Source organism: Streptomyces sp. SAT1, assembly GCF_001654495.1.
GTDB classification, from domain to species: Bacteria; Actinomycetota; Actinomycetes; order Streptomycetales; family Streptomycetaceae; genus Streptomyces; species Streptomyces andamanensis.
In genome coordinates this window covers 4,783,829-4,808,158 of record NZ_CP015849.1, presented here as the reverse complement: position 1 = coordinate 4,808,158, position 24,330 = coordinate 4,783,829, and the positions used below count along the sequence as shown (strand labels likewise).

Sequence of the window (24,330 nt, the reverse complement as noted above, 5' to 3'; positions counted from 1 at the left end):
GGCTTCCCCCGGTTGATCGCGATCCGCCTACCATGGCCTGACTGCTTCCCGCGGGCCGATCCGCGGGAGTGCGTGGGAGCGCATGGGTGCGCATGAGGGGGGATGCGGCATGGGACGTCTGGCACGGTGGGCGGCGGCGGTCGCCGCCACGGCGCTGCTGGCCGGGTGCGGCGGACCGGACGGCACGGGCGGGGACACGGGCAAGGGGCGGTCGGATCCGTCGGCCGGCGCCTCGTCACCGGGCACCGCGTCACCGCCGGGCGCGGCCCCGTCGCCGGGCGCGGCCGGGGACTCCTCGGCGCTGCCCGCCTCCCTGACGTCCCAGCAACTCGCCTGGGGCCGCTGCGGGGCCGCCGCCGGCTCCCCGGCGCCGGGCCGCGACTGGCAGTGCGCCACACTCAGGGCGCCGCTGGACTGGTCCCGCCCCGGCGGCGAGACCATCGGCCTCGCCCTGATCCGCGCCGGGGCCACCGGCGAGCGCACCGGCTCCCTGCTGTTCAACTTCGGCGGCCCCGGCGGCTCGGGCGTGCAGACGCTCCCGGCGTACGCCTCCACGGTGAGCGCCCTCCGCCAGCGGTACGACCTGGTGAGCTGGGACCCGCGCGGAGTCGGCGCCAGCGAGGGCGTCCGCTGCCGCGACGACCGCGGGATCCAGGCCGCCGAGGCCATCGACACGACGCCCGACACCCCGGCGGAGGAACAGGCGTACCTGCGGGACGCGGCCGACTTCGCCCGGGGCTGCGCCAAGGCCGCCGGAAAGCTCCTCGCGCATGTCTCGACGACCGACACGGCCCGCGACATGGACCTGATGCGGCAGGTCCTCGGCGACCGCCAAATGCACTATTTCGGCATCTCCTACGGCACCGAGCTGGGCGGCGTCTACGCCCATCTGTTCCCCGGGCACGTCGGCCGGCTCGTGCTGGACGCGGTGGTCGACCCGACGGCCGACACGGTGGGCCACGCGCTGAACCAGACCCGGGGCTTCCAGCGGGCGCTGGACGACTATCTGAAGTCCACCGGCCAGGACCCCGCGAACGGCTCACGCCAGATCGCGGACCTGCTGGCGCGGATCGACGCGAAGCCGCTGCCCACCGCGTCGGGACGCAAGCTGACGCAGACGCTCGCCCTGACCGGCATCGTCCTGCCGCTGTACAGCAGGGACAGCTGGCCGAGACTGACCGCTGCCCTCGCCGCCGCGCGGCGCGGCGACGGGACGGGGCTGCTGGCGTCGGCCGACTCCTACAACGACCGCGACGCCTCGGGGCACTACGGCACGACGACCCATGCGCAACGGGTCATATCGTGCCTGGACGACAGGCAGCGGCCCACGCCGGAGGAGGCGAAGCGGCGGCTGCCCGAGTTCGAGCGGATCTCCCCGGTGTTCGGTGCCTTCATGAGCTGGGACACGGCGGGCTGGTGCCACGACTGGCCGGTGGCCGGGCAGTACGACACCCCGCGGGTCGATGCGCCGGGCGCGGCGCCGATCCTCGTGGTCGGCAACACCGGCGACCCGGCGACCCCGTACGAGGGCGCCCGCAAGATGGCGGACGGACTCGGCAAGGGCGTCGGCGTGGAGCTGACCTGGAAGGGCGAGGGCCACGGCGCGTACGGCAGTGGCAGCGACTGCGTGGACTCGACGGTCGACGCCTATCTGCTGGACGGCACGGTGCCGAGGGACGGCACGGTCTGCTCCTGATCGCCCGGTCGGCCGGGCGGTCAGCAGGGCGGACGGCGGGCTGGACCGCGGGACGGGCGGCCGGGTGGAACGGCACGAGCCCATGGCGCCCGCCGTGGGCGGGGGCCATGGGCTCGTGCTGCCGGTCCGGTCGCCCGGAGTACGGCTCAGTAGACCGGCTTGCTCGGTTCGATCTGGTTGACCCAGCCGATCACGCCGCCGCCGACGTGCACGGCGTCCGAGAAGCCCGCGGACTTCAGCACGGCGAGGACTTCCGCACTGCGGACACCCGTCTTGCAGTTCAGGACGATCTTCTTGTCCTGCGGCAGGCCCTCCAGGGCGGTTCCCATGAGGAACTCGTTCTTCGGGATCAGCCGGGCACCCGGGATGGAGACGATCTCGAACTCGTTCGGCTCGCGCACATCGATGATCTCGATGTTCTCGCCGTCGTCGATCCACTCCTTGAGCTGCTTGGGAGTGATCGTGGAGTCGGCCGCCGCCGCCTGGGCCTCCTCGGAGACGACGCCGCAGAAGGCCTCGTAGTCGATGAGTTCCGTGACGGTCGGGTTCTCGCCGCAGACCGCGCAGTCGGGGTCCTTGCGGACCTTGACCTGGCGGTACTGCATCTCCAGGGCGTCGTAGATCATCAGCCGGCCGACCAGCGGCTCACCGATGCCGGCGAGGAGCTTGATGGCCTCGTTGACCTGGATGGAGCCGATGGACGCGCACAGCACGCCCAGCACGCCGCCCTCGGCGCAGGAGGGGACCATGCCGGGGGGCGGGGGCTCCGGGTAGAGGCAGCGGTAGCAGGGACCGTGCTCGGACCAGAACACCGAGGCCTGGCCGTCGAAGCGGTAGATCGAACCCCACACGTACGGCTTGTTCAGCAGCACGCACGCGTCGTTGACCAGGTAGCGGGTCGCGAAGTTGTCCGTGCCGTCGACGATCAGGTCGTACTGGCTGAAGATGTCCATCACGTTGTCGGCCTCGAGCCGCTCCTGGTGAAGGACCACGTTCACGTACGGGTTGATGCCCTTGACGGTGTCACGCGCGGACTCTGCCTTGGAGCGGCCGATGTCGGCCTGGCTGTGGATGACCTGGCGTTGCAGGTTCGACTCGTCGACCTCGTCGAACTCCACGATGCCGAGCGTGCCGACGCCCGCGGCGGCCATGTACATCAGCGCCGGCGAGCCCAGGCCGCCGGCGCCCACACAGAGCACCTTGGCGTTCTTCAGCCGCTTCTGCCCGTCCATCCCCACATCGGGGATGATCAGGTGGCGGGAGTACCTGCGGACCTCGTCTACGGTGAGCTCAGGAGCTGGCTCGACCAGGGGTGGCAGCGACACGGGGACTCCGTTGGTCGGTCAATCACTACGGTTGTTCTCCCCGTAACACTGCCACGGCCTTCTTCATTCCGAGACACCTGTTCCGACCAGCGAGACAATATCGTCCCAGTAGCCGGGCAGGCCCTCCCAGGGGGCCCTCCGGCCTCCGTGGTCCGTGCGGTCGGTGAACCAGATCGTGGCCGCGCCCTGCCAGCGGGCGACGCGCAGCGCCTCGTCGAGATGGCCGCGCGGGACACCGTGCACGAAGTGGCAGAAACGCTCGGGCGGATGGTCCGCGGTCCACTCGGCGGTCTGCGAGAAGCGGTAGTCGCTCCACGGCCCGTCGAAGGTCACCAACTGCTCGGCGCACTCGGCGTATCCGGGGTACGGCGGGGTGCCGTGCCCGAGGACGAGATGGGCGTCGGCGCGCAGGGCCCGCAGCGAGGTGATCGTGCGGCGGGTCTCGGGCAGCCCCGCGCGGCTCGCGGGGCAGCGGTCCAGGAGGAAGCCGTCGACCTGGTACCACTCCAGGTACCGGTGCGCGTCGGTGATCAGTTCCCCCCGGGCCCGGGTGCCCCGGAGCAGGTCGAGGCGGCCGAGGACCCGGACGCCCGCCTTGCGCAGCCGCCCGGCCGCCTCCAGGCAGCGCGGGTCGGGCCGGACGCCGGGGCCGTCGGCGACGTCGAGGACCGTCCAGTGCAGGGGCGTCCCGGGCCGGGTGAGCGCGTTCCACTCGGCGGGGGCGAGCAGGGGGTGCGCACAGCCGGGGACGCCGAGTCCTGCGCGGACGGCGGTCCGGGAGCCGCCTGCCGCGGTGCCGGTCAGATACGGCATGCGGCCTCCATCCAGATGTCGGCCAGCGACTCCTCCAGGCTGATCCGGGGGCGCCAGCCGAGCCGGTCGCGCGCGGTGCGCACATCGGCCTGCTGCCAGCCGCCGCAGCCGTCGGGGTACGGGTACGCGACCGGCGCGGGGTGGTCGGGGTCGCTGCGCGGGTGGCCGATGGTGGGCCGCAGGTGGCCGGCGGGCGGGCCGTCGAGTTCGTGGAGGGCGCCGCCGTATCCGGCCACGCGTGCCAGGACCGACGCGGCGTCGCGCAGCCGGACCGCACGGCCGGAGCCGATGTTGATGACGCCCTGGGCGGCCGAGAGGGAGGCGGCGTGCACGGCGCGGGCCACGTCGCGGACGTCGACGAAGTCGCGCTGGGCGCCGAGGCCCGCGAGCTTGAGGTCGCCGTCGCCGGACTGCATGGCACGGCGCATGGCCTCGGCGAGCCGGCCGAGCGGCGAGCCCGCCGGTGTGCCGGGACCGGCGGGCGAGAAGACGCGGAGCACCACGGCGTCCAGACCGGAGCCGAGGACGAGTTCGGTCGCGGCGAGTTTGCTGACCCCGTACGGGCCGCCGGGGCGGGGGACGGCGTCCTCGGCGGTGGAGGAACCGGGCTGGCTGGGGCCGTACTCGGCGCCGCAGCCGATCTGCACCAGGCGGGCCCCGCACCCGCTGCGGCGCAGCGCCTCGCAGACGGTGGCGACCGCGACGGTGTTGTGCCGGGTGAGTTCGCGGGCACCGCCCCGGGTGGCGCCCGCGCAGTTGACGACGACGCCCGGGTGGACGGCGTCGAGGAAGCGGGTGAGCGCTCCCGGGCTGCCCGTGGCGAGGTCGAAGCGGACGTCGGCGTCGTCGCCGCGGCCGAGTGCGGTGAGCTGGACGGCCGGGTCGGCGAGCAGGCGGTCGGCGACGAAGCGGCCGAGGTATCCGCCTGCTCCGATCAGCAGAACCCTCATCGGGCGGCTCCCGGGGTGTGCGCTCCGGTGGCTCCGGAAGCTCCGGACGCTCCGGATCGGGCGGTGGTCATCTGGTGTTCTCCTTCAGGGGGGTGGTGCGGTGGGCTCCGGCGGCGGGGCCGAAGGCCCGTGGTCCGCGCGGGACCGGATCCGCCTGCGGCTCCGGCCCGGGGCGGTCGCGTGTGGGGGCGCGCCGGTGGCGTACGGCGCCGATGGCCCGCCCACCGGGAGCCTGTTCGTCCGAGGACCGCACGCCCGGGGCCCGCTCGCCGCGTGCGGGCTCGCCGGGTGCGGGCTCGCCGGGTTTCCGCGCACCGGGCGCGGGTTCGCCGGGGCTCAGGTGGTGGCGGTGGCCGCGGCAGGGCGAGGGCCGCCGGGCGGCCCGTGGCCCGGGGCGGCGGGCGTCCGTCACGACTGCTTCTCCGCCTGCGCGTGGGCCGAGGCCCTGGTCAGGGTGCGAGCCGCGTGGACCAGGAGGGCGAGGGCGGCGGCTCCGCAGGCGAGGGCGGGGATGCTGCCCGTCCCCCAGGCGGTCACGAGGGTGTCGACCGGGACGGCGAGCGGATCGCAGCCGGGGAGGCGGCCGACGAAGACGCTCGCCTGGGCCGTCGCCTCCACCGTGGCCGCGGCGGCGAGGGCGACGGCCGGGGCGTGGGCGGAGCCGTGCGTGATGAGCAGCCGGGCGAGCAGCAGCAGGGCGCCCAGCGCGAGGGTCTGGACGGTCGCGGCGGGCTCGTGCAGGACCTTGCCGCAGGCGGTGAGCAGGGCGGCCAGAGCGCCCAGGAAGAGGGTGAACACGACGAGGAGCAGGGGCCGTACGGAGGCGGCGAACTCGTGCAGGCCGCGGCTGGCCGTCAGCGCGCGCCGGGCGCGTACCGCGAAGAGGTGCGCGGACCAGCACGCCGGTGCGCAGGCGAGCGCGAGCGCCAGCACGGGCACGGTCGCCAGCGGCCAGGGGCCGGTCCTGGTGCCGTCGGGCAGTCCGTCGGGACCGCCCGGGACCGCCGCGCCGAGCAGGCCGTCACCGAGGACGGCATAGGCGAGGAGCCAGTACGTCCAGGCACGGGTACCGGGGGTGCGCGGGCCGCCCCGGGGCTGCTCGCGGCTGCCGAGCGGGCCGCGGCGGAGCAGGGCGTGCACGGCCAGGGCCAGGGCCGGCAGACCGACCGCCGCCACCGCCGGACGGACCGGGCCCGTGGTCAGGCGCACTCCGGCGGCCGTCGCCGCGCACAGGACGCCGGGCAGCAGGCCGAGCAGGATCCAGCCGGCACGCGCGCGGGGCGCGGTGGCGTCCCGGGGCGGCGCGGGTGTGGCGGTGTCGCGTGCGACGCGGGCGTACATCTCCTCCGCCAGGGAGAAGACGTCGCGGTGGCGGTAGCGGGCGGCGGTGCGGTCGGTGACGCCGTGCGCCTCCAGAGCCGCGGCGATCTCCAGGGGGTCGACCGCGCGTTCGCACAGTTCGCGATGGCGGTGCAGCAGGGAGGTGACCGGGTCGGCCGCGCCTCGGCGCGGTGCGGTGGCGCGGGCCCGGTCGAGCACGGTGCCGCGTCCGCGCGCCCCGTCGCGCCCGCCGGTGCCGTCGGCCGCCGTCGGCCGCTCCGCCGGGCCCGCGCCCCAGGCGCCGGGGCTGGTCGGGGTCCTCGGGTGGTCGGATTCTCTCGGGGTGGTCATCGGGCGGCCTCCGTGGCCGGACGGCGGGTCGGGGTGCGGCCGGGGGCGGCGGCCGCCCAGCTGGGGGCGGTGCGGGCCGGTGCGGCGACGGAGGGGCCCGGGGCGGCGGTACCCGGGTGCCGGGTGGCCGGGCCGGTCCGGCGGTCGGGCGGGCCGGGGAATCCGGGCGGCCCGGCGAGGTGGGACTCGGCCGGGGCGGCGAACGGAAGGGGCGCGCCGGAGTCGTCCAGGACCACGCGCCGGACCGGACACCGGGAGACGACCTCCAGGTAAATGCTGTGAAATGCCGCGATGTTCCGCTCGACGGTGAACAGTTCGAGTGCGCGGGCGCGGGCGGCGGCGCCCAGGCGCGCACGGCGCTCGGGGTCGCGCAGCAGCGCCACGCACGCCTCACCGAGCGCCCGCGGATTGCGCGGCGGCACGACGAGTCCCGTACCGCCGATGACCTCGACGACCGCGCCGACGTCCGTGGAGACGGTCGCGCACCCGGAGAACATCGCCTCCACCAGGCCGGACGGGAAGCCCTCGACCACGCTCGACAGGACCACCACGGCGCCCGAGGCGTAGGCATCGGCGAGGGCAGGCACCTCGGGGCCGCCCACCTCCTCGAAGGCGACCGGGTTCTCGCCGACGGTGTGCGGGCCCTCGGCCTCGTACGGGAAGAGCTGGGCCGCCAGCGCCTTGCAGTGGGCCAGGTAGTCGGCGGCCTCGTGACCGTCCGGCGCCGCCGTGGCCACGATCCTCAGCCGCGCCCCCGGGTGCTCCCAGCGGACCTCCGCGAAGGCGTGCAGCAGGGACACCAGGTCCTTGGCCGGTTCGACACGGCCGGTCCACACCAGCGTGTCCGCGCCGTGCGCCCGCGTGCGAGCCCCGGCGCCTCCGCTCCCGCCGGTCCCACCAACCCCACGAGCCCCACTGGCCCCTGCGCCCCCACCGGCCTCGCCCGCCTCGGCGAACGGCGTGGCGTCCATGCCGGGAGGGACGGTGCGCAGCCTGGCGCGGTCGGCGCCGCAGCGCTCCTGCCAGCGGCGGGTGTGGGCGTTGCCGTGGGTGATGACGGCGGCCTGCCGGTAGACCTCGGCGGCGAGCCGGGCGTGAAAGGCGGCGAGCAGGGACCGCACGGCCGGGGCGGTGCGGGCGGCGGTGGCGGCCAGGTGGTGCGCCCGCAGCGGCGCGCCGTACTCGGTGACCAGGAGGGGGACGTCGCAGAAGTGGCGCGCGAGCAGTCCGGGCAGGGCCGCGGTGCCTCCGCCCGCGGTGTGGCAGAGGTCGGCGGCACCGAGGCCGTCGTCCCCGTACCAGTCCAGGGTCAGGGGGCGCAGGGCGTGTTCCAGGTGCACGGCCACACCGAGGAGATCCGGTACGCGCGCCTCACGCGCCTCGCGGTGGGCGCCGGGCGCGCGGCAGGCGTGTTCCAGCGCGCGGACAGCGCTCTCCGAGCGCAGCGCGCCCGCCAGGCCGCCGCCCGTGTCGCGGGCGAGTTCCGCGAGGCCGTACAACGCGTAGGCGAAACGGTCCGCCTCGTCGTCCGAGCGACCGGCCGGACCCGTCCCGTCCTGTCCGGCCCACACCGCTCGGCCGCCCCGCGCACCCCATGCGGCCGGTGCGCCCTGCCCGGCCCGCCCGGTCCGCCCGACCCGTCCTGTCTGCCCGGCCCGCCCTGTCTGTCCGGCCGTCCCCGTCGCGCACAGCACGGCCGCCAGTTCCCCGTAGTACTCGGCGAAGCGGCGGCGCGCCCGGCGTCCGTGGCGCGCGCCGGTGTCCTCGGTCCCCCACAGGGGCGCCGTACGGACCCGGCCGACCTGCCGGGGCAGCGGGACCCAGCCGTCCTCCTCCTGCCGTCGGCTGCGGCTGAGCGCGTAGAGGTCGAACTCGTGCTGCCCGAGCCCGCGCACGAGCCGTTCGCACCAGAGCGTGCCGTCCCCGCTCGCATACGGGTAGCCGCCCTCCGTCACCAGTCCGATGCGCACGCGTGCACCCCCGTTCTCTCCCGTGTGGAGAGCCGCCGTCGCACCGGCGGCTCGCAGCGGGAAGAACGTATGCGGACAGGCCGGTGGCGCGACGGACGGTTGTCCGTCGCGCCACCGGAAGGGGTGAACGGGCGTAACTTTCCCGGGCGGACGGCGTTCTGTCGCACCGGGGGATCACTCGGCTACGCGGTGTCAGGCCATGGCCAGCTCTCGGCGGGCGGCGCGGCGCCGGGCGGCGGCCTCCGGGTCGAGCGCCGGTACGGCGGCCAGGAGCTGCCTGGTGTAGGGGTCCCGGGGCGCGTCGTACACCTCGGCGGCCGGGCCCTCCTCGACGATCCGGCCCCGGCGCATCACCGCGACCCGGTCGCTGACCTGGCGTACCACCGCGAGGTCGTGGGCGACGAAGACCAGGGCGATGCCGAGGTCCCGCTGCAACTCGCCGAGCAGGGCCACCACCTGAGCCTGCGTGGTGACGTCGAGCGCGGAGACGGGCTCGTCGCAGACGATCACCCGCGGGTCGGCGGCGAGCGCCCGCGCGATGCCCACGCGCTGACGCTGCCCGCCGCTGAACTCGTGCGGATAGCGGTCGTACTGCGCGCGTTCGAGCCCGACGCGCTCCAGCAGTCCGCCCACGCGCTCCCGGATGCGCTCCTCGCTCCGTTCGCCGCGCGCCCGCAGCGGATCCGCGATGGACTCCCCCACGCTGCGGCGCGGGTTGAGGGAGGAGACCGGGTCCTGGAAGACCATCTGCACGGCGGGATCCACCCCGGCCCTGGCCCGGCCCTCGAAGCGCACCTCGCCCGCGGTCGGCTCCAGCAGCCCGACCAGCATCCGGCCCAGCGTGGTCTTGCCGCTGCCGGACTCGCCCACGATCCCCAGGGTCTCGCCGCGCCGCACGGTCAGCGAGACGCCGTCCACGGCCGCCAGCGCCCGCCGGCCGCGCCCGAACTCGCGCCGCAGCCCGGTCGCCTCCAGGACGACCTCGGCCCCGGCCCCGGCCCCGGAGCCGGAGCCGGAGCCGGAGCCGGTCCGCGAGCCGGTCCGTGAGCCGGTCCGCGAGGACCCGTGGCCCTCCGATGCCTCCTCCCGCGCCTCCCGCACCCGCGCCTCCCGCACCGGCGCCGGGGGCACCGGCGCCTCCGGCGCCTCCGGCGCGTCCCCGGACCCGTCGGTCACCGTCCGCAGGCGTTCCAGTCGGGGCACCGCCGCCAGCAGTTGCCTGGTGTACGCCGCGCCGGGCCTGCCCAGCACGTCGGCGACGGGACCGTGTTCGACGGCACGGCCGTGCCGCATGACCAGCACCTCGTCGACGCTCTCGGCGGCGACGCCCACGTCATGGGTGACCAGCAGCAGTCCCATCCCGGTCTCCTCGCGCAGCGTGTGCAGCAGGTCGAGGATCTGGGCCTGGACGGTCACGTCGAGCGCGGTGGTCGGTTCGTCGGCGATCAGCAGGTCGGGGGCGCACGCGAGCGCCATGGCGATCAGGGCGCGCTGGCGCATGCCGCCGCTGAACTCGTGCGGCCGGGACCGGGAGCGCCGTGCCGCGTCGGGGATCCCTACCCGGTCCAGCACCTCCACGGCACGCGCGCGTGCCACCCGGCGCGACGCACGCGTGTGCGTGCGGTACACCTCGGCGATCTGGTCGCCGACCGCGTAGTACGGGTCGAGGGAGGACAGCGGGTCCTGGAAGACCATGGCGGCCGTCCCGCCGCGCAGCCGTCGCAGCTCCTCCTCGGAGGCGGACCGCACGTCGGTGCCGGCCACCCGGACCGTGCCGCCCACCCGCGCGCCGGTGCCTCGGTGCAGCCCCAGCAGGGCGGAGGCGACCGTGGACTTGCCCGAGCCGGACTCGCCGACCAGGGCGAGCGCGCCGCCGGGCGCGAGCCGGAAGGAGAGTCCGTCCACGGCGCGCAGGGCCCCGAACGCCACGGTCAGGTCCGACACCTCGACGAGGCTCGCCGCAGCGGGACCGGTCGCCGCAGCGGAACCGGTCGGATTCATCAGGTTCTTCGGGCTCATGCGAGTACCACCCGTCGGTCGGCCACCGCGAACAGCACGTCCGCGACGGCGTTGGCGATGACCACGAAGAAGCCGATGACCAGGACCATGCCGACGACCACCGGCAGATCCACGACGTTCACCGCGTGCACCAGTTCCTGTCCGATGCCGGGCAGGCCGAACAGGGTCTCGGTGAGGACCGCGCCGCCGACCGCCGAGCCGACGTTGTTGGCGTTCAGAGCGATGACGGGGGCGAGGGCGCCGCGCAGCGCGTGCCGCCCGACGATCGCCCGCTCCCCCACTCCGTACGCGCGGAAGGTGCGGATGTGGTCCTCGGCGAGGGTCTCCAGCATCGACGCCCTGGTCATCCGGGCGAAGGCGGCGGCCTCGATCAGGGCCAGCGAGAGCCACGGCAGGACGAGGTTCCACGCCCACTGCTCGGGGTCGTCGGTGAGGCTCACGTACTGCGGGAAGGGCAGCCACTGGAACTCGCCGCAGACGACGATCAGCAGGACCAGGCCGATGACGAACACGGGGGTGGCGGTGCCCGCGAGCGTGACGGCGGTGAGGACGCGTTCGGAGATCCGGCCGCGCCGCCAGGCGGAGAGCACGCCCGTGCCCACCCCGAGGATCAGCCAGAGCACCATCGCGCCGAACACCAGGGACAGGCTCACGGGGAGCTTGGTCAGGATGATGCTCAGGACCTGCCGCCCGGACTGGTAGGAGACCCCGAGGCAGGGCGCGGAGCAGTGCTCCGCGGAGGTGCCGGTCGAGTAGTCCTGGCCGGCCACGAGTCCTTCGAGGAAGTGCCAGTAGCGCAGGTACAGCGGGTCGTCCAGGCGCAGTTGCCGGGCGACCTGGTGCACCTGCTCCGGCGAGCAGCGCGGGCCGCAGCTGATCTGGGCGACGTTGCCGGGGGTGGCGTAGAAGACGACGTAGACGATCACCGAGATGGCGAGGAGGGTGATCAGGGCGCCGAGGGCACGGCGCAGCACGAATCCTCCGAGTCCGCCGAAGACGCTCACGCGGTGGCCTCCTTGCGTGCTTCTCGGGCCTGGGCCTTGGCCTGGGCCTGGGCCTGGGCCTGGGCCTGGGCCTGGGCCTGGGCCTGGGGCGGCCCCTCGGCCGCCGCACCGCTCTCCGGACCGGCTTCCGTCCCGGACTCCGCACCAGCTTCCGTCCCGGTCTCCGGACCGATCTCCGCATCGGCACCGGCCGCCGACTCACGCCTGCGGCCGGTACCGATGCGGAGGCGGGAGGCGGCGCGCGGGTCGAGGGCGGTGCGGACGCCGTCGCCGAGGACGGTCAGGGCGACCACGGTCACGAAGAGGGCGCCCGCGGGCAGCATCAGATACTGCGGCGCCGCCTGGTACCAGACGTCGGCCGCGGTGAGCATCTGCCCCCAGGACGGGGTGGGCGGCTTCACGCCGACGCCGAGGAAGGACAGCGCCGCCTCGACGGAGATGTTGGCGGGCACGAGCAGGGCGGCGTAGGTGATCACCGGGGCCGCGAGGCCGGGCAGCAGTTCGCGGCGGACGACGCGCACGGTGCCCCAGCCGCTGAGCCGGGCGGCGGCGACATGGTCGAGCCCCTTGAGCGTGAGGGTCTGGGCGCGCACGATCTTGGCGATGTTGCCCCAGGCGATCAGGCCGATGACCAGGGTGACCAGCACCGGGCGCGGGAAGCTCGACGGGACGATGGCCAGCAGCGCGAGGGCCATGATCATCAGCGGCATCGAGACGATGATGTCGGTGGCCCGGCTCAGCAGCTGGTCGACCCAGCGGTTGCCGAGCGCTGCGGCGACGCCGACCGCGACCCCGATGGCGATCTGGATGAGGGTGGCGGCGAGCGCCACGCCCAGCGAGACCCGGGCGCCGTAGACGAGGCGGGCGAACAGGTCGCGGCCGGTCTGCGGTTCGACGCCGAGCCAGTGGTCGGCGCCCGCGCCGCCGAACGTGCCGATGGGCACGCCGCCGCGCGCGGAGTCGACCAGGCCGGGGTGGTAGGTGGTGGGGTCCTGGCCCTCCAGCGCGGTGAGCAGCGGCGCGGCGAGCGCGACCAGGACGAGCAGCGCGACGACGGCCGCCGCGACGAGGGCGGCGCGCTGCGCACGCAGCCGCCGCCAGAACCGGTGGGCCCCCGCGGCCGCCGGGACGGGGATGTCCGTCCCGGCGGCCGGGGAGGCGGCAAGTGCCTCGCTCACGGCGTCACTTCACCGCGACCTGGGAGATGTCCAGCACGCCGGTCCAGTCGCTGATCACGATGTTCTTGACGTCCTTGCCGTACAGGCGCTTGTAGACGGGGTGGAACAGCGGCACGGTCAGGGCCTGCTGGCCGATCTTCTTGTCCAGGGCGCCCCAGCGGGCGGCGGCGGCGCCGAGGTCGGTCAGCTTGTTGATCGCGTCGATCTCGTCGTTGACGGACGTGTCGTCGAGCTGTCCGCTGTTGAAGTTGGCGCCGTCCGCGACGATCTGGCGGCCGTCGAAGATCGGGGCCAGGAAGGGGCCGCCGGAGGGCCAGTCGGCACCCCAGTGGGCGAGGAAGAGGCCCGGCTCGGTCTTCACGTTCTGGGTCTTGTCGGAGTAGTCGTTCTTCTCCAGGCCCTGGAGCCTGACGGTGATGCCGGCCTTCTTGAGCGCGTCCTGGACGGCGGTGGCGATCTCCGGGCTGGTCTCGAAGTCCTTGCTGTTGGAGTGGGTGAGGGTGACGGTGATGCCGTCGGGGTGGCCGGCCTGCTTCAGCAGCTCCCTGGCCTTGGCCGGGTCGCCCGAGGTGCCCGCCGGGAAGAGGTCGTAGGGGGTGTGGCCGAAGGACTTCTGGTTCGGCAGGAAGGTGGTGGCGGGCTCGGCGAGTGCGCTGCCGCCGGCCGCGTTGACGACCGAGGACCGGTCGATGGCGTAGGCGACGGCCTGGCGCACCTTGATGTCGTCGAACGGCTTCACCTTCGGGTTGAAGGCCAGGTAGTTGGTGTAGCCGAAGTGGCCGGCGCCCACGCGCGCGGCCAGTGCCTTGTCGCCGCTGACCTTGGCGAGTTCGGCCGGTCCGAGGTTGGTGTCCGTGGTGACGGCGGCGGCGTCCGGGCCCTGGGAGGCGGAGAGCCGCTGGTTGATGACGGACGAGTCGAGCCCGGACCGTACGTCGATCCGGTCCGGGTACGCCTTGCGCTCGGCGTCGGTGGCGGCGGACCAGTGCGGGTTGCGCTCCAGGACGAGGTGCTCGCCGTCGTTCTCGTTCTTGACGACCTTGTACGGGCCGGACGAGACCGGGTGCTCCTCGTACCTGGTGCCGGTGTCCTTGGCCTTGGGCACCGGCGTGAACTGGGTCTGCGTGGCCAGGTACGGGAACTCGCCCTCGGGCTTGTTCAGATGGAAGACGATCGTCCGGGCGTCCGGCGTCTCGATCGCGGCGAGGCCCTTCTTGTCCTTGTACGGCCCCTGGTAGCCGGCCGCGCCGACCAGCCAGTCCCGCAGGTAGGGGGCGCCGCCGGAGAGTTCGGGGGCGAAGGAGCGCTCGATGCCGTACTTGACGTCGGCCGAGGTGATCGGCGTGCCGTCCTCGTACTTCAGGCCCTCCTTGAGGGTGTACGTCCACACGGTCGCGTCCTTGCCGGGGCGCCCGGTGTCGGTGGCGAGGTCCGGGACGACCTCGGCACCGGCGGCGCCGTTCTCGCGGTTGCGGGTGGTGAGGGTGCGGAAGACCAGGGAGGGGACGTTGCCGCCGCCGGAGGTGTAGAGGCGCGCCGGGTCGAAGTCCTGCTGGGGCTGGGCGTTGAGGACGTTCAGGGTGCCGCCCTTGTGGGGCCGGGAGTCGCCGCCGGTGCTCTTGGCATCGTCGTCCTTCGGCCCGCAGGCGACGGCGCCCGCTGCCACGACCAGGCTGACGGATACCGCGGCCACGCGGCGGGCTGAGACGGACGGTTGGCGCATCGGAATGACGACCTCTCGAAAAGGATGTCCCGGACACGTCTCGGATCGCGAGACGGTTGGACGAGGAATGAGACGAATCTGGACAGACGTCTGCCTCGGCGACGGGTCGTCGGACCACCGGGGACCGTACTGCCGCGCGACGGCGCTCGGCGGGAGCGCACCAGGACGCGGAAGGTCAGGGCGAGGGGGAGAACGGGGCGACGCGCACGCCGAGGGCGGGCGTCAGCAACAGTGGATGTCGGCCACACAGAGGGCGGTCACGCCGAGGAGCGCCATCTCGATGGCGGCGCTGCTGACGGAGTGACGGGACCACATGCGCAGAAATATGAACGAACATTCGGCGCATTGTCAACATGATCGGAGGGCGGCGCGGGGCTCCCCCGCGGCCACCCCGCACACCGTCCGTCAACTCTTCGGATAGGGCCAGGAGTTGGGCAGGCAGTGAATTCCGTCATGGTCGAGGAACTTCGTCTGCTGCTGCATGACCGGCGCCAGCTCCCCGTCCTTCTCGCAGGTGACGTGGTTGTGGCCGAGACGGTGGCCGACCTCGTGGTTGATCAGCATCTGCCGGTACGGGTAGATCCGGTCGCCGTAGGTCTTGGCGCCCTGCGCCCAGCGGTAGGCGTTGATCATCACGCGCGGGGTGGCGGCCGAGTCGCACGAGACGTTGTCCTCGGTGGTGTCCAGACCCGACTTCTCGCACCACACGGCGGTGGTGCCGGGGCTGGCGAGCGTGATCACGAAGTCGCTCTCGCCGGAGGAGACCCGCTCGAAGGTGCGCGCGCCGCCGTGGGCCCAGCTGCGGTCGTCGTTGAGCGTCTTCTGCACGGCGTCCGCGAAGAGCCGTCCGTCGAGCCCGAGGCCCTGCTCCACGTCGACCCGGTAGGTGAACTTGCGCCCGCGCCCCGGCGCCTTGGCGGAACCGGGGACCACGTCGAACCGGCCCGATCCCTTGAGCGCGGGGCTCAGCGGGTACTTCAGGTTCATCTTCTGCTCGTACGTCAGCGCGACCGCGCTGTGCGAGGGGGACGGGCTCGCCTGTACGCCCCCGCCCAGCGCGGTCCGGGCGCCCTCGTCCTGGCCGCCGGCCGTCTGCGCCGCTCCCGCCTCGGAGCGGTCGTCGGCGACCTGCCCGGCGACGACGACCGCGAGCACGGTGGTGACGGCCGCGGCGGCGATACCGGTGAAGGTGCGGCCCTTGGTGCCCTTGGCGCTCTTGGCGCTCTTGGCGCTCTTGGCGCTCTTGGCGCTCTTGGCGTCGGGGGCCGCGTCGGCGGCGGGCGGCACGGAGCCGTCACCGCCGTCGCCACCACGGCCGCCACTGCCACCGCTGCCCGCGCGCGGTCCGGTGCCCGCGACCGGGCTCGTGCCGGTACCGGCGGCGGTGGGTCCCGTGGGCGGGGCGAACTGGACCGGCACCGGGCGGGGCAGCGTGCCCCGGGAGGCGCCGCGTGAGCGGGCGGTGGCGCCGGTCGCGCCGTCCTCGCCGCTCTCCGTGCCGTCGCCGTCGCCGCTCTTGCCGCCCTCTTCTGCCGCTCCGTCCCGGAACGCGTCGAGGTAGTCCTGCCGGGGACCGGCCCCCGGGGCCGACTGCGCGCGCCGCTGCCGCGGGATGGGGACGCCGGGGCCCGCTGCACCGGTGGGCACCGCGGGACCCGCCACCGAGGTCTCGCCGACGCCGGGCGCCGCGCCCGCACCTCCGCCGGAGCGTCCGGCCCTGGGGCTGAACTCCCCCCAGCCGCCCCCGGCTTCCCGCTGCTCGGGATGAGCACCACGAGCCTGCGGCACACCATGGGCGGGTGTCCCGCCGGGGATGCGGGGCACGCCATGGGCGGGAGTTCCGTCCGGCAGACGCGGCACGCCGTGAGCGGGAGTTCCCTCGGGGAAGCGGGGCACGCCGTGAGCGGGAGTTCCCTCGGGGAAGCGGGGCACGCCGTGAGCGGGCGTCCCGTCCCCGAGGCGCGGCACACCATGGGCGGGCATCCCGTCCGGCATACGCGGCACACCGCGCGCCGGTGTCCCGTCCGGGAAACGCGGCACGCCGTGGGCAGGCGTCCCGTCCGGCGCGGGCACGCGGGGGAACCCCTGTGCGGGAGTGCCGTCCGGCAGACGGGGTACGCCCTGTGCGGGAGTGCCGTCCGGGAAGCGCGGTGGGCCCGCCGGGCGCCTGCCCGGAGCCGGGGCGGGACCGGCGGGACCGGAGCCCGGCCAGGGAGCGGGGCCGGGGCCCCGGCCCGGCGCGGTGGCGCCCGGACCCCGTCGTGGAGGCGGCGCCTGCGCGGGACCCGCCGCCGGTCCGGGCGGCGCCATCGGTACGGCGGTCTGACCGGGCGAACCGTGCTGATCAGGTGAACCGGGCTGACCGGGTGAACCGGGCCGCCCGGCCGGCCGGGCGCCGGGGACCGGTCCGGCCGGTCCCTCGAAGCCGTCCCGGCGGCCTCCGCGGTCCCGGCCCTGCCGGGCCGCGTCCGTACTCGCTGTCGTGCCCGCTGTGCCCGCGCTGTCGCCCTTCGGGGCGGGTCCGCGGCGGCTGTGGCGTCCCACCTGGTCCGTCAGCCTCCCATTTCCGCGTCGCGGGCGCCCTCGTCGGCGACCGCACCCCGGGAGCCTACGGCCTTCCCGCCCGGCGCCGCCCACGACCCCGACTCCCGCGTTTCGGCCAGGAGTTCACGGAACGCGGTCGCCACGGTCTCCGGATACTCCATCATCGCCACATGGCCCGCGTCGGGCAGGGTGAGGAGGCGGGAGTCGCGGAAGGCCCGTGCCGCGCGCTGGGCCATGCGGTATCCGACGAGCTGGTCCCGGCCGCCGTAGACCAGCAGGGTGGGCGCGAGGACCCGTTCGGCCTGCCGCCACAGACCGTGCTGACCGCCCAGGGTGTACGCGTCGACGATCCCGCGCGCGGAACGCGCCATCGCGTCCCAGAAGTACGGCAGCCGCAGCCGCCGTTCCATCTCCTGCACGGCGTCGCGGAGACCCTCAGGGGTGACCCGGCCGGGGTCGCCGTAGCAGAGGGCCATCATGCCGCGGACCCGCTGCTCGGCCGTCCACTCCCTGGTCAGCCGGGTGAAGAGCGCACAGACGCCGGGCAGCGCGAGCAGCCCGGTCGGCAGGGCGCTGCGCTGCACCCGCAGTTCGGGCAGCGCGGGCGAGACCAGGGTGAGGGTGCGGACGAGGTCGGGGCGCAGCGCGGCGACGCGCGTGGAGACGGCACCGCCCAGGGAGTTGCCGAGCAGATGGACCGGGCCCTGGCCCGCCGTGTCCAGGTAGCGGATCACCGCGCGCGCGTGGGCGGTGACCGAGTAGTTGCCGTCGTCCGGCGGCGGGGAGTCCCCGAAGCCCGGCAGGTCGAGCGCCTCGCCGTCCACGTCGGTGTCCAGGAGGGCCATCAGCGGCGTCCAGTTCTGCGAGGAACCGCCGAGCCCGTGCACGTACAGCGCGCGCGGCAGGCCCTCGCGCGCGGGCGGCCGGGAACGCACCGTCAGGGTGATTCCCGGCAGTTCGACCGAGCGCAGCCGCTCCCCTTCCCCGGCTTCCCCGGCCCCGGACCCGGCGGGCGCCACCCTGGGAAGGACGTTCGCGGGCGGCACGGCGGGCAGGTCGGTCGAAGACATGCGGCAATGTTACGAGACGATCACGCCGCGCTTCATGTGTTCGCCGTCACAGGACGAGGCGCGGGAGGCGTTGCGCGGACGGCGCGGAGAGCCGTCCCGGATCGCATGGCGCGGGAATCGGGTGTCTCCTACGCTCGTAGCGAGGGCACCCGCATACAGTCCCGGCTTCGGCCGGGCACGTACACGGACGTACATGACGTACACAAGGACATGCGCAGGGATGTCCACCGAAGGGAGCCCACCATGGCAATCGATCCCAGCGACCCCGGGACGTTCGAGGACATCGAGGACGACGGCGCCGCCGAGGACGGCACGGAGATCGACGTCGAGGCGCCCGAGGACGACGCGGCCGAGCAGCAGGCCGACATCGCGCCGGAGGGCGACGATCCGCTGACGGACGTGGATCCCGGCCGCGCGAACGAGGCCGACCTCGCCGAGCAGGCACGGGTCGTCTCCCTCGACGAGGACGACTACCGGTGACGGTGGCGGCGACGGACCGCCGCTGAGCAGCGGCGGCGCTCGCCTATGCCCGGCCTGGGCCCGTTGGAAACCTTCTGTGCCGGTTTCCGCCCCGTCCGGTCCGTGAAATTCTGCGCTCGCACCGCGCACAGTACGGTTACCGAAAAGTACGATGGCGGCGCGGCGCACACCGCACAGGGACGACTTTGGGAGGCGGCGTGACAGCCATCGAGCAGACAGAGGCAGCGCGCCCGCGGGGCACGCGCCTGCCGCGCCGTGCCCGGCGGAACCAGCTGCTGGGCGCCGCCCAGGAAGTCTTCGTGGCGCAGGGCTACCACGCGGCGGCCATGGACGACATCGCCGAGCGCGCCGGGGTCAGCAAGCCGGTGCTCTACCAGCACTTCCCCGGCAAGCTCGACCTCTATCTGGCCCTGCTCGACCAGCACTGCGAGGCGCTGATCCAGTCGGTGCGCAGCGCGCTGGCGTCGACCACCGACAACAAGCAGCGCGTCCGCGCCACGATGGACGCCTACTTCGCCTACGTCGAGGACGACGGCGGCGCCTTCCGGCTGGTCTTCGAGTCGGACCTGACCAACGAGCCCGCCGTGCGCGAGCGCGTGGACAAGGTCACCAACGAGTGCGCCGAGGCGATCTGCGAGGTCATCGCCGAGGACACCGGCCTCTCGCGTGCCGAGTCGATGCTGCTCGCCTCCGGTCTGGGGGGCCTCGCCCAGGTGGTGGCCCGCTCGTGGCTGCACAGCGACCGCAGTGTCCCGCGCGACCAGGCGGTCCAGCTGCTGACGTCGCTGGCCTGGCGCGGCATCGCCGGTTTCCCGCTGCACGGCAGCGAGCAGCACCACTGATCCGGTCGCTTGTTCCCGTGCGCTGTTCGCTCCTGGCGTGCACCGGCGGAGCGTGTCCGTCCCCTCACCGGGCTAATGTGTGCGGAGTACGGCGCGGAAGGTCGCGCACTTCACTGACCGTCGGAGGGACATAGCCGTGGAGGTCAAGATCGGCGTGCAGCACGCGCCCCGCGAGATCGTTCTGGAGAGCGGTCAGAGCCCCGAGGAGGTCGAGCGGGCGGTGGCCGAGGCACTGGCCGGCAAGTCGCAGCTGCTGACCCTCGTGGACGAGCACGGTCGCAAGGTGCTGGTCCCGGCCGAGCGCCTCGCGTACGTCGAGCTGGGTGAGGCGGCCCCGCGCAAGGTGGGCTTCGGGGCCCTGTAGCAGGGCACGTACGAACGACGAGCGGGTCCGGCGGTCACTGACCGCAGGGCCCGCTCTCTCGTGTCCGGCCCGCGCTCGCGTCCCCGGCTCTCACGTCCGCCCGTCCCCTGCCCGGCCCGCGCTCGCGTCCCGCTCGGCCCCTCCTCGCGTGCTTCACTCGGCGCACACAAACAGCTCACAGGGAGGGTTGCATTCCGCAGGTCAGGGGTATGACGGAGCTACGACCGTCAGCACCGGCCGCTCGTGGGAGGGACTGTGATGTTCTTGGAGGCCCTGGGCTCCGCCGTGCTCGGCCTGCTGCTCGCCTGGGCGGTCTTCCACCGCCTGTCGCGCCGCCTGCCGTCGCGACCGCTGGTCCTGTCGACGGGGGTGGCGGGCGCCCTCCTCGGTGACTTCGTCACCCACAGCGCGCTCGGCTCGGCCCCCGTGCTGTCCAGTCTGCTCGGCGCGGCCGTCGTCTCGGCCGCCTCCGTCTCCCTGCTGCTGCGCCCGGCCGGCCGCCTGCGCCGACGATCCCTGACGGCGTAGCCGACCGGGCCGTCCGCCGGGCCCCGCCCGCCGGCCGACCGGCCTTCCAACCCCGCGCGCGTCCCGGCCGTCCCGACGACGCCGTCCCGACGACAGGGCGGCCGGGTCTCCCGCGTCCGTGCTACGCGGCCAGCCCCAGCGCGGCCATCCGCTTGGTGTGCGCCTCGGTGATGCGGGTGAACATCCGGCCGACCTCCGCGAGGTCGAAGCCGTCCGCGACCCCGCCCACGAGCATCGTGGACAGCGCGTCGCGGTCGGCGACGACCCGCTGCGACTGCGACAGGGCCTCGCCCATCAGGCGCCGCGCCCACAGCGCGAGCCGTCCGCCCACCCGCGGGTCCGCGTCGATGGCCGCCCGCACCTTCTCCACCGCGAAACCGGCGTGCCCGGTGTCGTCGAGGACGGCCAGCACCAGTTCGCGGGTGTCGGAGTCCAGCCGGGCCGCGACCTCCCGGTAGAAGTCACTGGCGATCGAGTCGCCGACGTACGCCTTGACGAGCCCTTCCAGCCAGTCCGAGGGCGCCGTCTGCCGGTGGAAACCGTCGAGCGCGGCGACGAACGGGTCCATCGCCTCGGTCGGCTCCGCGCCGATCTCCGTGAGCCGGTCGCGCAGCCGCTCGAAGTGGTGGAACTCGGCCGAGGCCATCTTCGCCAGCTCGGCCTTGTCCGCGAGGGTGGGCGCCAGCTTGGCGTCCTCCGCGAGCCGTTCGAACGCCGCGAGCTCCCCGTAGGCGAGCGCGCCGAGCAGGTCCACCACGGCGGCGCGGTACTGCGGGTCGGCGGCGGCCGTCGCCCAGTCCTGGGCGGCGATCCCGGTGCGTTCGGCGGGTGCGTCGGGGGCCTGGTCGGGCTTGTCAGAGCTGGTCATGAAGCGCACAATAGCCCGCTCCCCGGGCCCTGGAGAGATCTTGCCGACCAGTGTGACGACGGCTACGTGACCAAATCGGCCATCGCGTGTGCGCGATTCCGGGGTATGGTGGTAATGCGCCTGCTGGGTGGGCCGGGGTTCCCGGCCGTGCTTCGACAGGCCGCACGCATGAGGATGCCCGGTCGGTGGCCCGATCGGCTCCGACCCGACAGCCCTCCCTGACCGTACGGCACAGTGCGTACGACGATCGGAGGGACCCCCTCAGCGGTACGAGCGCTGGGCCGGCCCCGTGGGCAGGCCCTAGAGCGTCGGCAGAGGTCCCGCGCCACCCGGCCGGCCTGAGCGGCAAGACCGCACGGCCGCCGTCGTCCCCGGTGCGGTCCGACACGACCCCCGCACTCGCCTCGCGCCGCACACACAGAAGAGGCAGCACCCTGACTACGACGTTCCGATCCCTCGGGATCCTCCCCGAGACCGCCGAGGCCCTGGAGGCCGTCGGCATCACCACTCCGTTCCCCATCCAGGAGATGACGCTCCCCGTGGCCCTGTCGGGCACGGACGTCATCGGCCAGGCCAAGACCGGCACCGGCAAGACGCTCGGCTTCGGCCTCCCGCTCCTGGAGCGCGTCACCGTCCCCGCCGACGTCGAGGCCGGACGCGCCGCCCCCGAGGCCCTCACCGACGCCCCGCAGGCCCTCGTCGTCGTCCCCACGCGCGAGCTGTGCGTCCAGGTGACCAACGACCTGCTGACCGCCGGCAAGGTGCGCAATGTGCGGGTGACCGCGATCTACGGCGGCCGGGCCTACGAGCCCCAGGTCGAGGCCCTGAAGAAGGGCGTCGACGTGATCGTCGGCACCCCGGGCCGCCTGCTGGACCTCGCGGGCCAGAAGAAGCTGAACCTCAAGCACGTCAAGGCCCTCGTCCTCGACGAGGCCGACGAGATGCTCGACCTGGGCTTCCTGCCCGACGTCGAGAAGATCATCGGCATGCTTCCGGCCCGGCGCCAGACCATGCTGTTCTCGGCCACCATGCCGGGCGCGGTCATCGGTCTCGCCCGCCGCTACATGTCGCAGCCCACGCACATCCGCGCCACCACGCCAGACGACGAGGGCGCGACGGTGGCCAACACCACCCAGTTCATCTACCGCGCGCACAACATGGACAAGCCCGAGATGGTCGCGCGCATCCTCCAGGCCGAGGGCCGCGGGCTGGTGATGATCTTCTGCCGGACCAAGCGCACGGCGGCCGACCTCGCCGACCAGCTCAAGCAGCGCGGTTTCGCCTCCGGCGCGGTCCACGGCGACCTCGGCCAGGGCGCCCGCGAGCAGGCGCTGCGCGCCTTCCGCAACGGCAAGGTCGACGTGCTCGTCTGCACCGACGTCGCCGCCCGCGGTATCGACGTCGAGGGCGTGACCCACGTCATCAACTACCAGTCGCCCGAAGAGGAGAAGACGTACCTGCACCGCATCGGCCGCACCGGCCGCGCGGGCGCCAAGGGTACGGCGATCACCCTCGTCGACTGGGACGACATCCCGCGCTGGCAGCTGATCAACAAGGCGCTGGAGCTGGGCTTCAACGACCCGCCGGAGACGTACTCCACCTCCCCGCACCTCTTCACCGACCTGGGCATCCCGGCGGGCACGAAGGGCATCCTGCCGCGCTCGGAGCGCACTCGCGCCGGGCTGGACGCGGAGGAGCTGGAGGACCTCGGCGAGACCGGTGGCCGCGGTGCCCGCGGGCGCGGCGGCCGGGGCGGACGCCCCGAGGGCCGCACCGCCGACCGCGACCGTGACCGGGATCGCGACCGAGACCGCGACCGCGACCACTCGGAGCGCACTCCGCGCCGGCGCCGCCGCACGCGCGGCGGTGCGCCGGTGGAAGCGGGCGCGCAGGGCACCGGTACGGCGGCCGAGGCCGCCCCGGCCGCCGCGGCACCCGCCGACGAGGCCGCCGCTGTCCGCACCCCGCGCCGCCGCCGGCGGACGCGTTCCGGTGCGGGCGCCCAGCAGCAGCCGGTCCAGCAGTCCGCCGCTGCCGCCGTCCCCGCGACGGCCGAGGCGGCCGTGACGGCGGCGGAGAGCCCCGCGCTGGACACCGCCGACGCGACGGACAGGCCGCGCCGCCGCCGGACCCGCCGCTCGGTGGAGTCCCCGGCCGTGGCGAGCACGGCCGCTCCGGCCGCCGAGGCCGTGAGTCCCGCTCCCGAGGCGCCGCAGGCCGCCGTCGCGGCGACCGCCGTCGCGGAGGCCGACGCCGAGGCGGTCGCCCCCGCCCCGCGCCGCACCCGCAAGAAGGCGGCCCCGGCCGCCGAGGCCGAGGCCGTGACCGAGGTCACGGCGGAGGCGCCGAAGGCCGAGCCGCGCCGCCGGACCCGCAAGGCCGCGCAGCCCGCACCGGCCGCCGAGACCGTGGCTGAGGCCGAGGCCACCGCGACGGCACCCGCCGAGGCCGCGCCGAAGCGCACCCGCAAGAAGGCCGTCGCCGCCGAGGCGCCGGAGGCCGTCGCGGAGACCGAGGCCAAGCCGAAGCGCACCCGCGCCCGCAAGGCCGTGGCCGCCGAAGCCACCGACGCGGCACCGGCCGCCGAGGCGGTCGAGGCGACGGCCACCGCGGAGGGTGTGGCCGCCAAGCCGCGCCGTACCCGCAAGGCCGCGGCTTCCGCCGTGGAGACCACCGCCGCGCCCGCCGGGGCGGAGGCCGCTCCCGCCGAGGAGAAGCCGAAGCGGACCCGCAAGAAGGCGGTCGCCGCCGAGGCACCGGAGCCGGTCGCGGACGCCGAGGAGAAGCCGAAGCGCACGCGCAAGAAGGCGGTCGCCGCCGAGGCGCCGGAAGCCGTCGCGGACGCCGAGGCCAAGCCGAAGCGGACCCGCAAGGCCGCCGCCAAGGCACCCGTCGACGCCGCCGAGGGCGAGGCCGCCGAGGCCAAGCCCAAGCGGACCCGCAAGAAGGCCGTCGCCGCCGAGGCGCCCGAGGCCGCCACCGAGGCCGAGGCCAAGCCGAAGCGCACCCGCAAGGCCGCCGCCAAGGCACCCGCGACGGAGGCCCCCGGGGCGGAGATCCCGGCGCAGTCGACCGGTGAGCCGGCCGCCGCTCCGCGTCGGCGTACGCGCAAGGCGGCCTCGGCCGTCGAATCCGCGGAGCTCTGAGCGGGCACCGCCCCGCACCGGCAGCACGGCCGACGGCCCGGTCCACCTCGCGTGGGCCGGGCCGTCGGCCGTCGGCCGTCGGCCGTTACCGCACCCGGCCGCGGCGCCCGGCCGCAGACCGGCCCGTACCACCCGGCCA

Annotated in this window: 19 protein-coding genes; 6 read left to right on the top strand and 13 right to left on the bottom strand. The window is 74.6% G+C overall.

The genetic code is table 11. From position 1 onward, the window contains the following. The first annotated feature begins 109 nt into the window (after window positions 1-109). Window positions 110-1,696 (top strand): alpha/beta hydrolase, encoded by a 1,587-nt coding sequence (locus tag A8713_RS20875; protein WP_064535152.1) that lies wholly within the window; start codon window positions 110-112, stop codon window positions 1,694-1,696. A gap of 146 nt (window positions 1,697-1,842) precedes the next feature. Here A8713_RS20875 and moeZ read toward each other — a convergent pair whose 3' ends face one another. The 12 genes from moeZ to A8713_RS20815 form a co-directional block, all read right to left on the bottom strand. Next, a complete protein-coding gene (gene moeZ / locus A8713_RS20870) occupies window positions 1,843-3,021 on the bottom strand; it encodes an adenylyltransferase/sulfurtransferase MoeZ (protein WP_037888165.1) in 1,179 nt (392 codons plus the stop codon). A gap of 63 nt (window positions 3,022-3,084) precedes the next feature. After that, window positions 3,085-3,834, bottom strand: coding sequence for a spherulation-specific family 4 protein (locus A8713_RS20865; RefSeq protein ID WP_064535150.1), 750 nt, complete (start codon window positions 3,832-3,834; stop codon window positions 3,085-3,087). Continuing rightward, a complete protein-coding gene (locus A8713_RS20860; RefSeq protein ID WP_064535149.1) occupies window positions 3,822-4,784 on the bottom strand; it encodes an NAD-dependent epimerase/dehydratase family protein in 963 nt (320 codons plus the stop codon). Before A8713_RS20860 ends, A8713_RS20865 begins: the two co-directional genes overlap by 13 nt. Before the next feature lie 408 nt (window positions 4,785-5,192). After that, entirely contained in the window at window positions 5,193-6,455 is a 1,263-nt protein-coding gene (locus tag A8713_RS20850; protein WP_064535146.1) for a hypothetical protein, read from the bottom strand. Next, window positions 6,452-8,425: a DUF3492 domain-containing protein gene (locus A8713_RS20845; protein ID WP_064535144.1), complete on the bottom strand. Its 1,974-nt coding sequence runs from the start codon at window positions 8,423-8,425 to the stop codon at window positions 6,452-6,454. The genes A8713_RS20850 and A8713_RS20845 overlap by 4 nt, the downstream gene beginning before the upstream one ends. Before the next feature lie 192 nt (window positions 8,426-8,617). Beyond that, a complete protein-coding gene (locus A8713_RS20840; protein ID WP_064537622.1) occupies window positions 8,618-10,426 on the bottom strand; it encodes a dipeptide ABC transporter ATP-binding protein in 1,809 nt (602 codons plus the stop codon). A gap of 14 nt (window positions 10,427-10,440) precedes the next feature. Next, window positions 10,441-11,448 (bottom strand): ABC transporter permease, encoded by a 1,008-nt coding sequence (locus A8713_RS20835; protein WP_064535142.1) that lies wholly within the window; start codon window positions 11,446-11,448, stop codon window positions 10,441-10,443. Further along, window positions 11,445-12,626, bottom strand: a complete 1,182-nt coding sequence (locus tag A8713_RS20830) for an ABC transporter permease (RefSeq protein ID WP_064535138.1) — start codon at window positions 12,624-12,626, stop codon at window positions 11,445-11,447. The genes A8713_RS20835 and A8713_RS20830 overlap by 4 nt, the downstream gene beginning before the upstream one ends. 4 nt (window positions 12,627-12,630) lie before the next feature. Further along, a complete protein-coding gene (locus A8713_RS20825) occupies window positions 12,631-14,349 on the bottom strand; it encodes an ABC transporter substrate-binding protein (RefSeq protein ID WP_064535136.1) in 1,719 nt (572 codons plus the stop codon). Between the two features lie 222 nt (window positions 14,350-14,571). After that, entirely contained in the window at window positions 14,572-14,664 is a 93-nt protein-coding gene (locus tag A8713_RS34820) for an Ms4533A family Cys-rich leader peptide (protein ID WP_018571282.1), read from the bottom strand. Window positions 14,665-14,754: 90 nt separating this feature from the next. Continuing rightward, window positions 14,755-16,344 (bottom strand): DUF3152 domain-containing protein, encoded by a 1,590-nt coding sequence (locus A8713_RS20820; protein WP_443069737.1) that lies wholly within the window; start codon window positions 16,342-16,344, stop codon window positions 14,755-14,757. Window positions 16,345-16,901: 557 nt separating this feature from the next. Next, complete coding sequence (locus tag A8713_RS20815) at window positions 16,902-17,963, bottom strand: alpha/beta fold hydrolase (protein WP_064535132.1); 1,062 nt, start codon at window positions 17,961-17,963, stop codon at window positions 16,902-16,904. Between the two features lie 243 nt (window positions 17,964-18,206). On the opposite strand from A8713_RS20815, the gene A8713_RS20810 reads away from it, so the two are divergent. The 4 genes from A8713_RS20810 to A8713_RS20795 all read left to right on the top strand — a co-directional run bounded on the left by A8713_RS20810 (window position 18,207) and on the right by A8713_RS20795 (window position 20,177). After that, window positions 18,207-18,443 carry a hypothetical protein gene (locus tag A8713_RS20810; protein WP_064535130.1) on the top strand — a complete coding sequence of 79 codons (237 nt, stop codon included), beginning with the start codon at window positions 18,207-18,209 and terminating at the stop codon, window positions 18,441-18,443. A gap of 197 nt (window positions 18,444-18,640) precedes the next feature. Further along, window positions 18,641-19,285: a TetR/AcrR family transcriptional regulator gene (locus tag A8713_RS20805; RefSeq protein ID WP_064535128.1), complete on the top strand. Its 645-nt coding sequence runs from the start codon at window positions 18,641-18,643 to the stop codon at window positions 19,283-19,285. 136 nt (window positions 19,286-19,421) lie between these two features. After that, on the top strand, window positions 19,422-19,649 hold the full coding sequence (locus A8713_RS20800; RefSeq protein ID WP_018571277.1) for a DUF3107 domain-containing protein: 228 nt from the start codon (window positions 19,422-19,424) through the stop codon (window positions 19,647-19,649). A 258-nt stretch (window positions 19,650-19,907) separates the two neighbouring features. Further along, entirely contained in the window at window positions 19,908-20,177 is a 270-nt protein-coding gene (locus tag A8713_RS20795; RefSeq protein WP_064535126.1) for a hypothetical protein, read from the top strand. A gap of 121 nt (window positions 20,178-20,298) precedes the next feature. Here A8713_RS20795 and A8713_RS20790 read toward each other — a convergent pair whose 3' ends face one another. Then, complete coding sequence (locus A8713_RS20790; RefSeq protein ID WP_064537621.1) at window positions 20,299-21,045, bottom strand: ferritin-like fold-containing protein; 747 nt, start codon at window positions 21,043-21,045, stop codon at window positions 20,299-20,301. A 527-nt stretch (window positions 21,046-21,572) separates the two neighbouring features. Here A8713_RS20790 and A8713_RS20785 point away from each other — a divergent pair. Then, window positions 21,573-24,191 carry a DEAD/DEAH box helicase gene (locus tag A8713_RS20785; RefSeq protein WP_079159062.1) on the top strand — a complete coding sequence of 873 codons (2,619 nt, stop codon included), beginning with the start codon at window positions 21,573-21,575 and terminating at the stop codon, window positions 24,189-24,191. The last annotated feature ends 139 nt before the right edge of the window (window positions 24,192-24,330 follow it).

What these genes read in the sequence shown, in the direction of transcription:
- A8713_RS20875 (WP_064535152.1), top strand. Translation starts at nt 110, where the DNA reads ATGGGACGTCTGGCACGGTGGGCGGCGGCGGTCGCCGCCACGGCGCTG.
- A8713_RS20865 (WP_064535150.1), bottom strand. Translation starts at nt 3,834, where the DNA reads ATGCCGTATCTGACCGGCACCGCGGCAGGCGGCTCCCGGACCGCCGTC.
- A8713_RS20860 (WP_064535149.1), bottom strand. Translation starts at nt 4,784, where the DNA reads ATGAGGGTTCTGCTGATCGGAGCAGGCGGATACCTCGGCCGCTTCGTC.
- A8713_RS20850 (WP_064535146.1), bottom strand. Translation starts at nt 6,455, where the DNA reads ATGACCACCCCGAGAGAATCCGACCACCCGAGGACCCCGACCAGCCCC.
- A8713_RS20840 (WP_064537622.1), bottom strand. Translation starts at nt 10,426, where the DNA reads ATGAATCCGACCGGTTCCGCTGCGGCGACCGGTCCCGCTGCGGCGAGC.
- A8713_RS20825 (WP_064535136.1), bottom strand. Translation starts at nt 14,349, where the DNA reads ATGCGCCAACCGTCCGTCTCAGCCCGCCGCGTGGCCGCGGTATCCGTC.
- A8713_RS34820 (WP_018571282.1), bottom strand. Translation starts at nt 14,664, where the DNA reads ATGTGGTCCCGTCACTCCGTCAGCAGCGCCGCCATCGAGATGGCGCTC.
- A8713_RS20820 (WP_443069737.1), bottom strand. Translation starts at nt 16,344, where the DNA reads ATGCCGGACGGGATGCCCGCCCATGGTGTGCCGCGCCTCGGGGACGGG.
- A8713_RS20815 (WP_064535132.1), bottom strand. Translation starts at nt 17,963, where the DNA reads ATGTCTTCGACCGACCTGCCCGCCGTGCCGCCCGCGAACGTCCTTCCC.
- A8713_RS20810 (WP_064535130.1), top strand. Translation starts at nt 18,207, where the DNA reads ATGGCAATCGATCCCAGCGACCCCGGGACGTTCGAGGACATCGAGGAC.
- A8713_RS20795 (WP_064535126.1), top strand. Translation starts at nt 19,908, where the DNA reads ATGTTCTTGGAGGCCCTGGGCTCCGCCGTGCTCGGCCTGCTGCTCGCC.
- A8713_RS20790 (WP_064537621.1), bottom strand. Translation starts at nt 21,045, where the DNA reads ATGACCAGCTCTGACAAGCCCGACCAGGCCCCCGACGCACCCGCCGAA.
- A8713_RS20785 (WP_079159062.1), top strand. Translation starts at nt 21,573, where the DNA reads ATGACGCTCCCCGTGGCCCTGTCGGGCACGGACGTCATCGGCCAGGCC.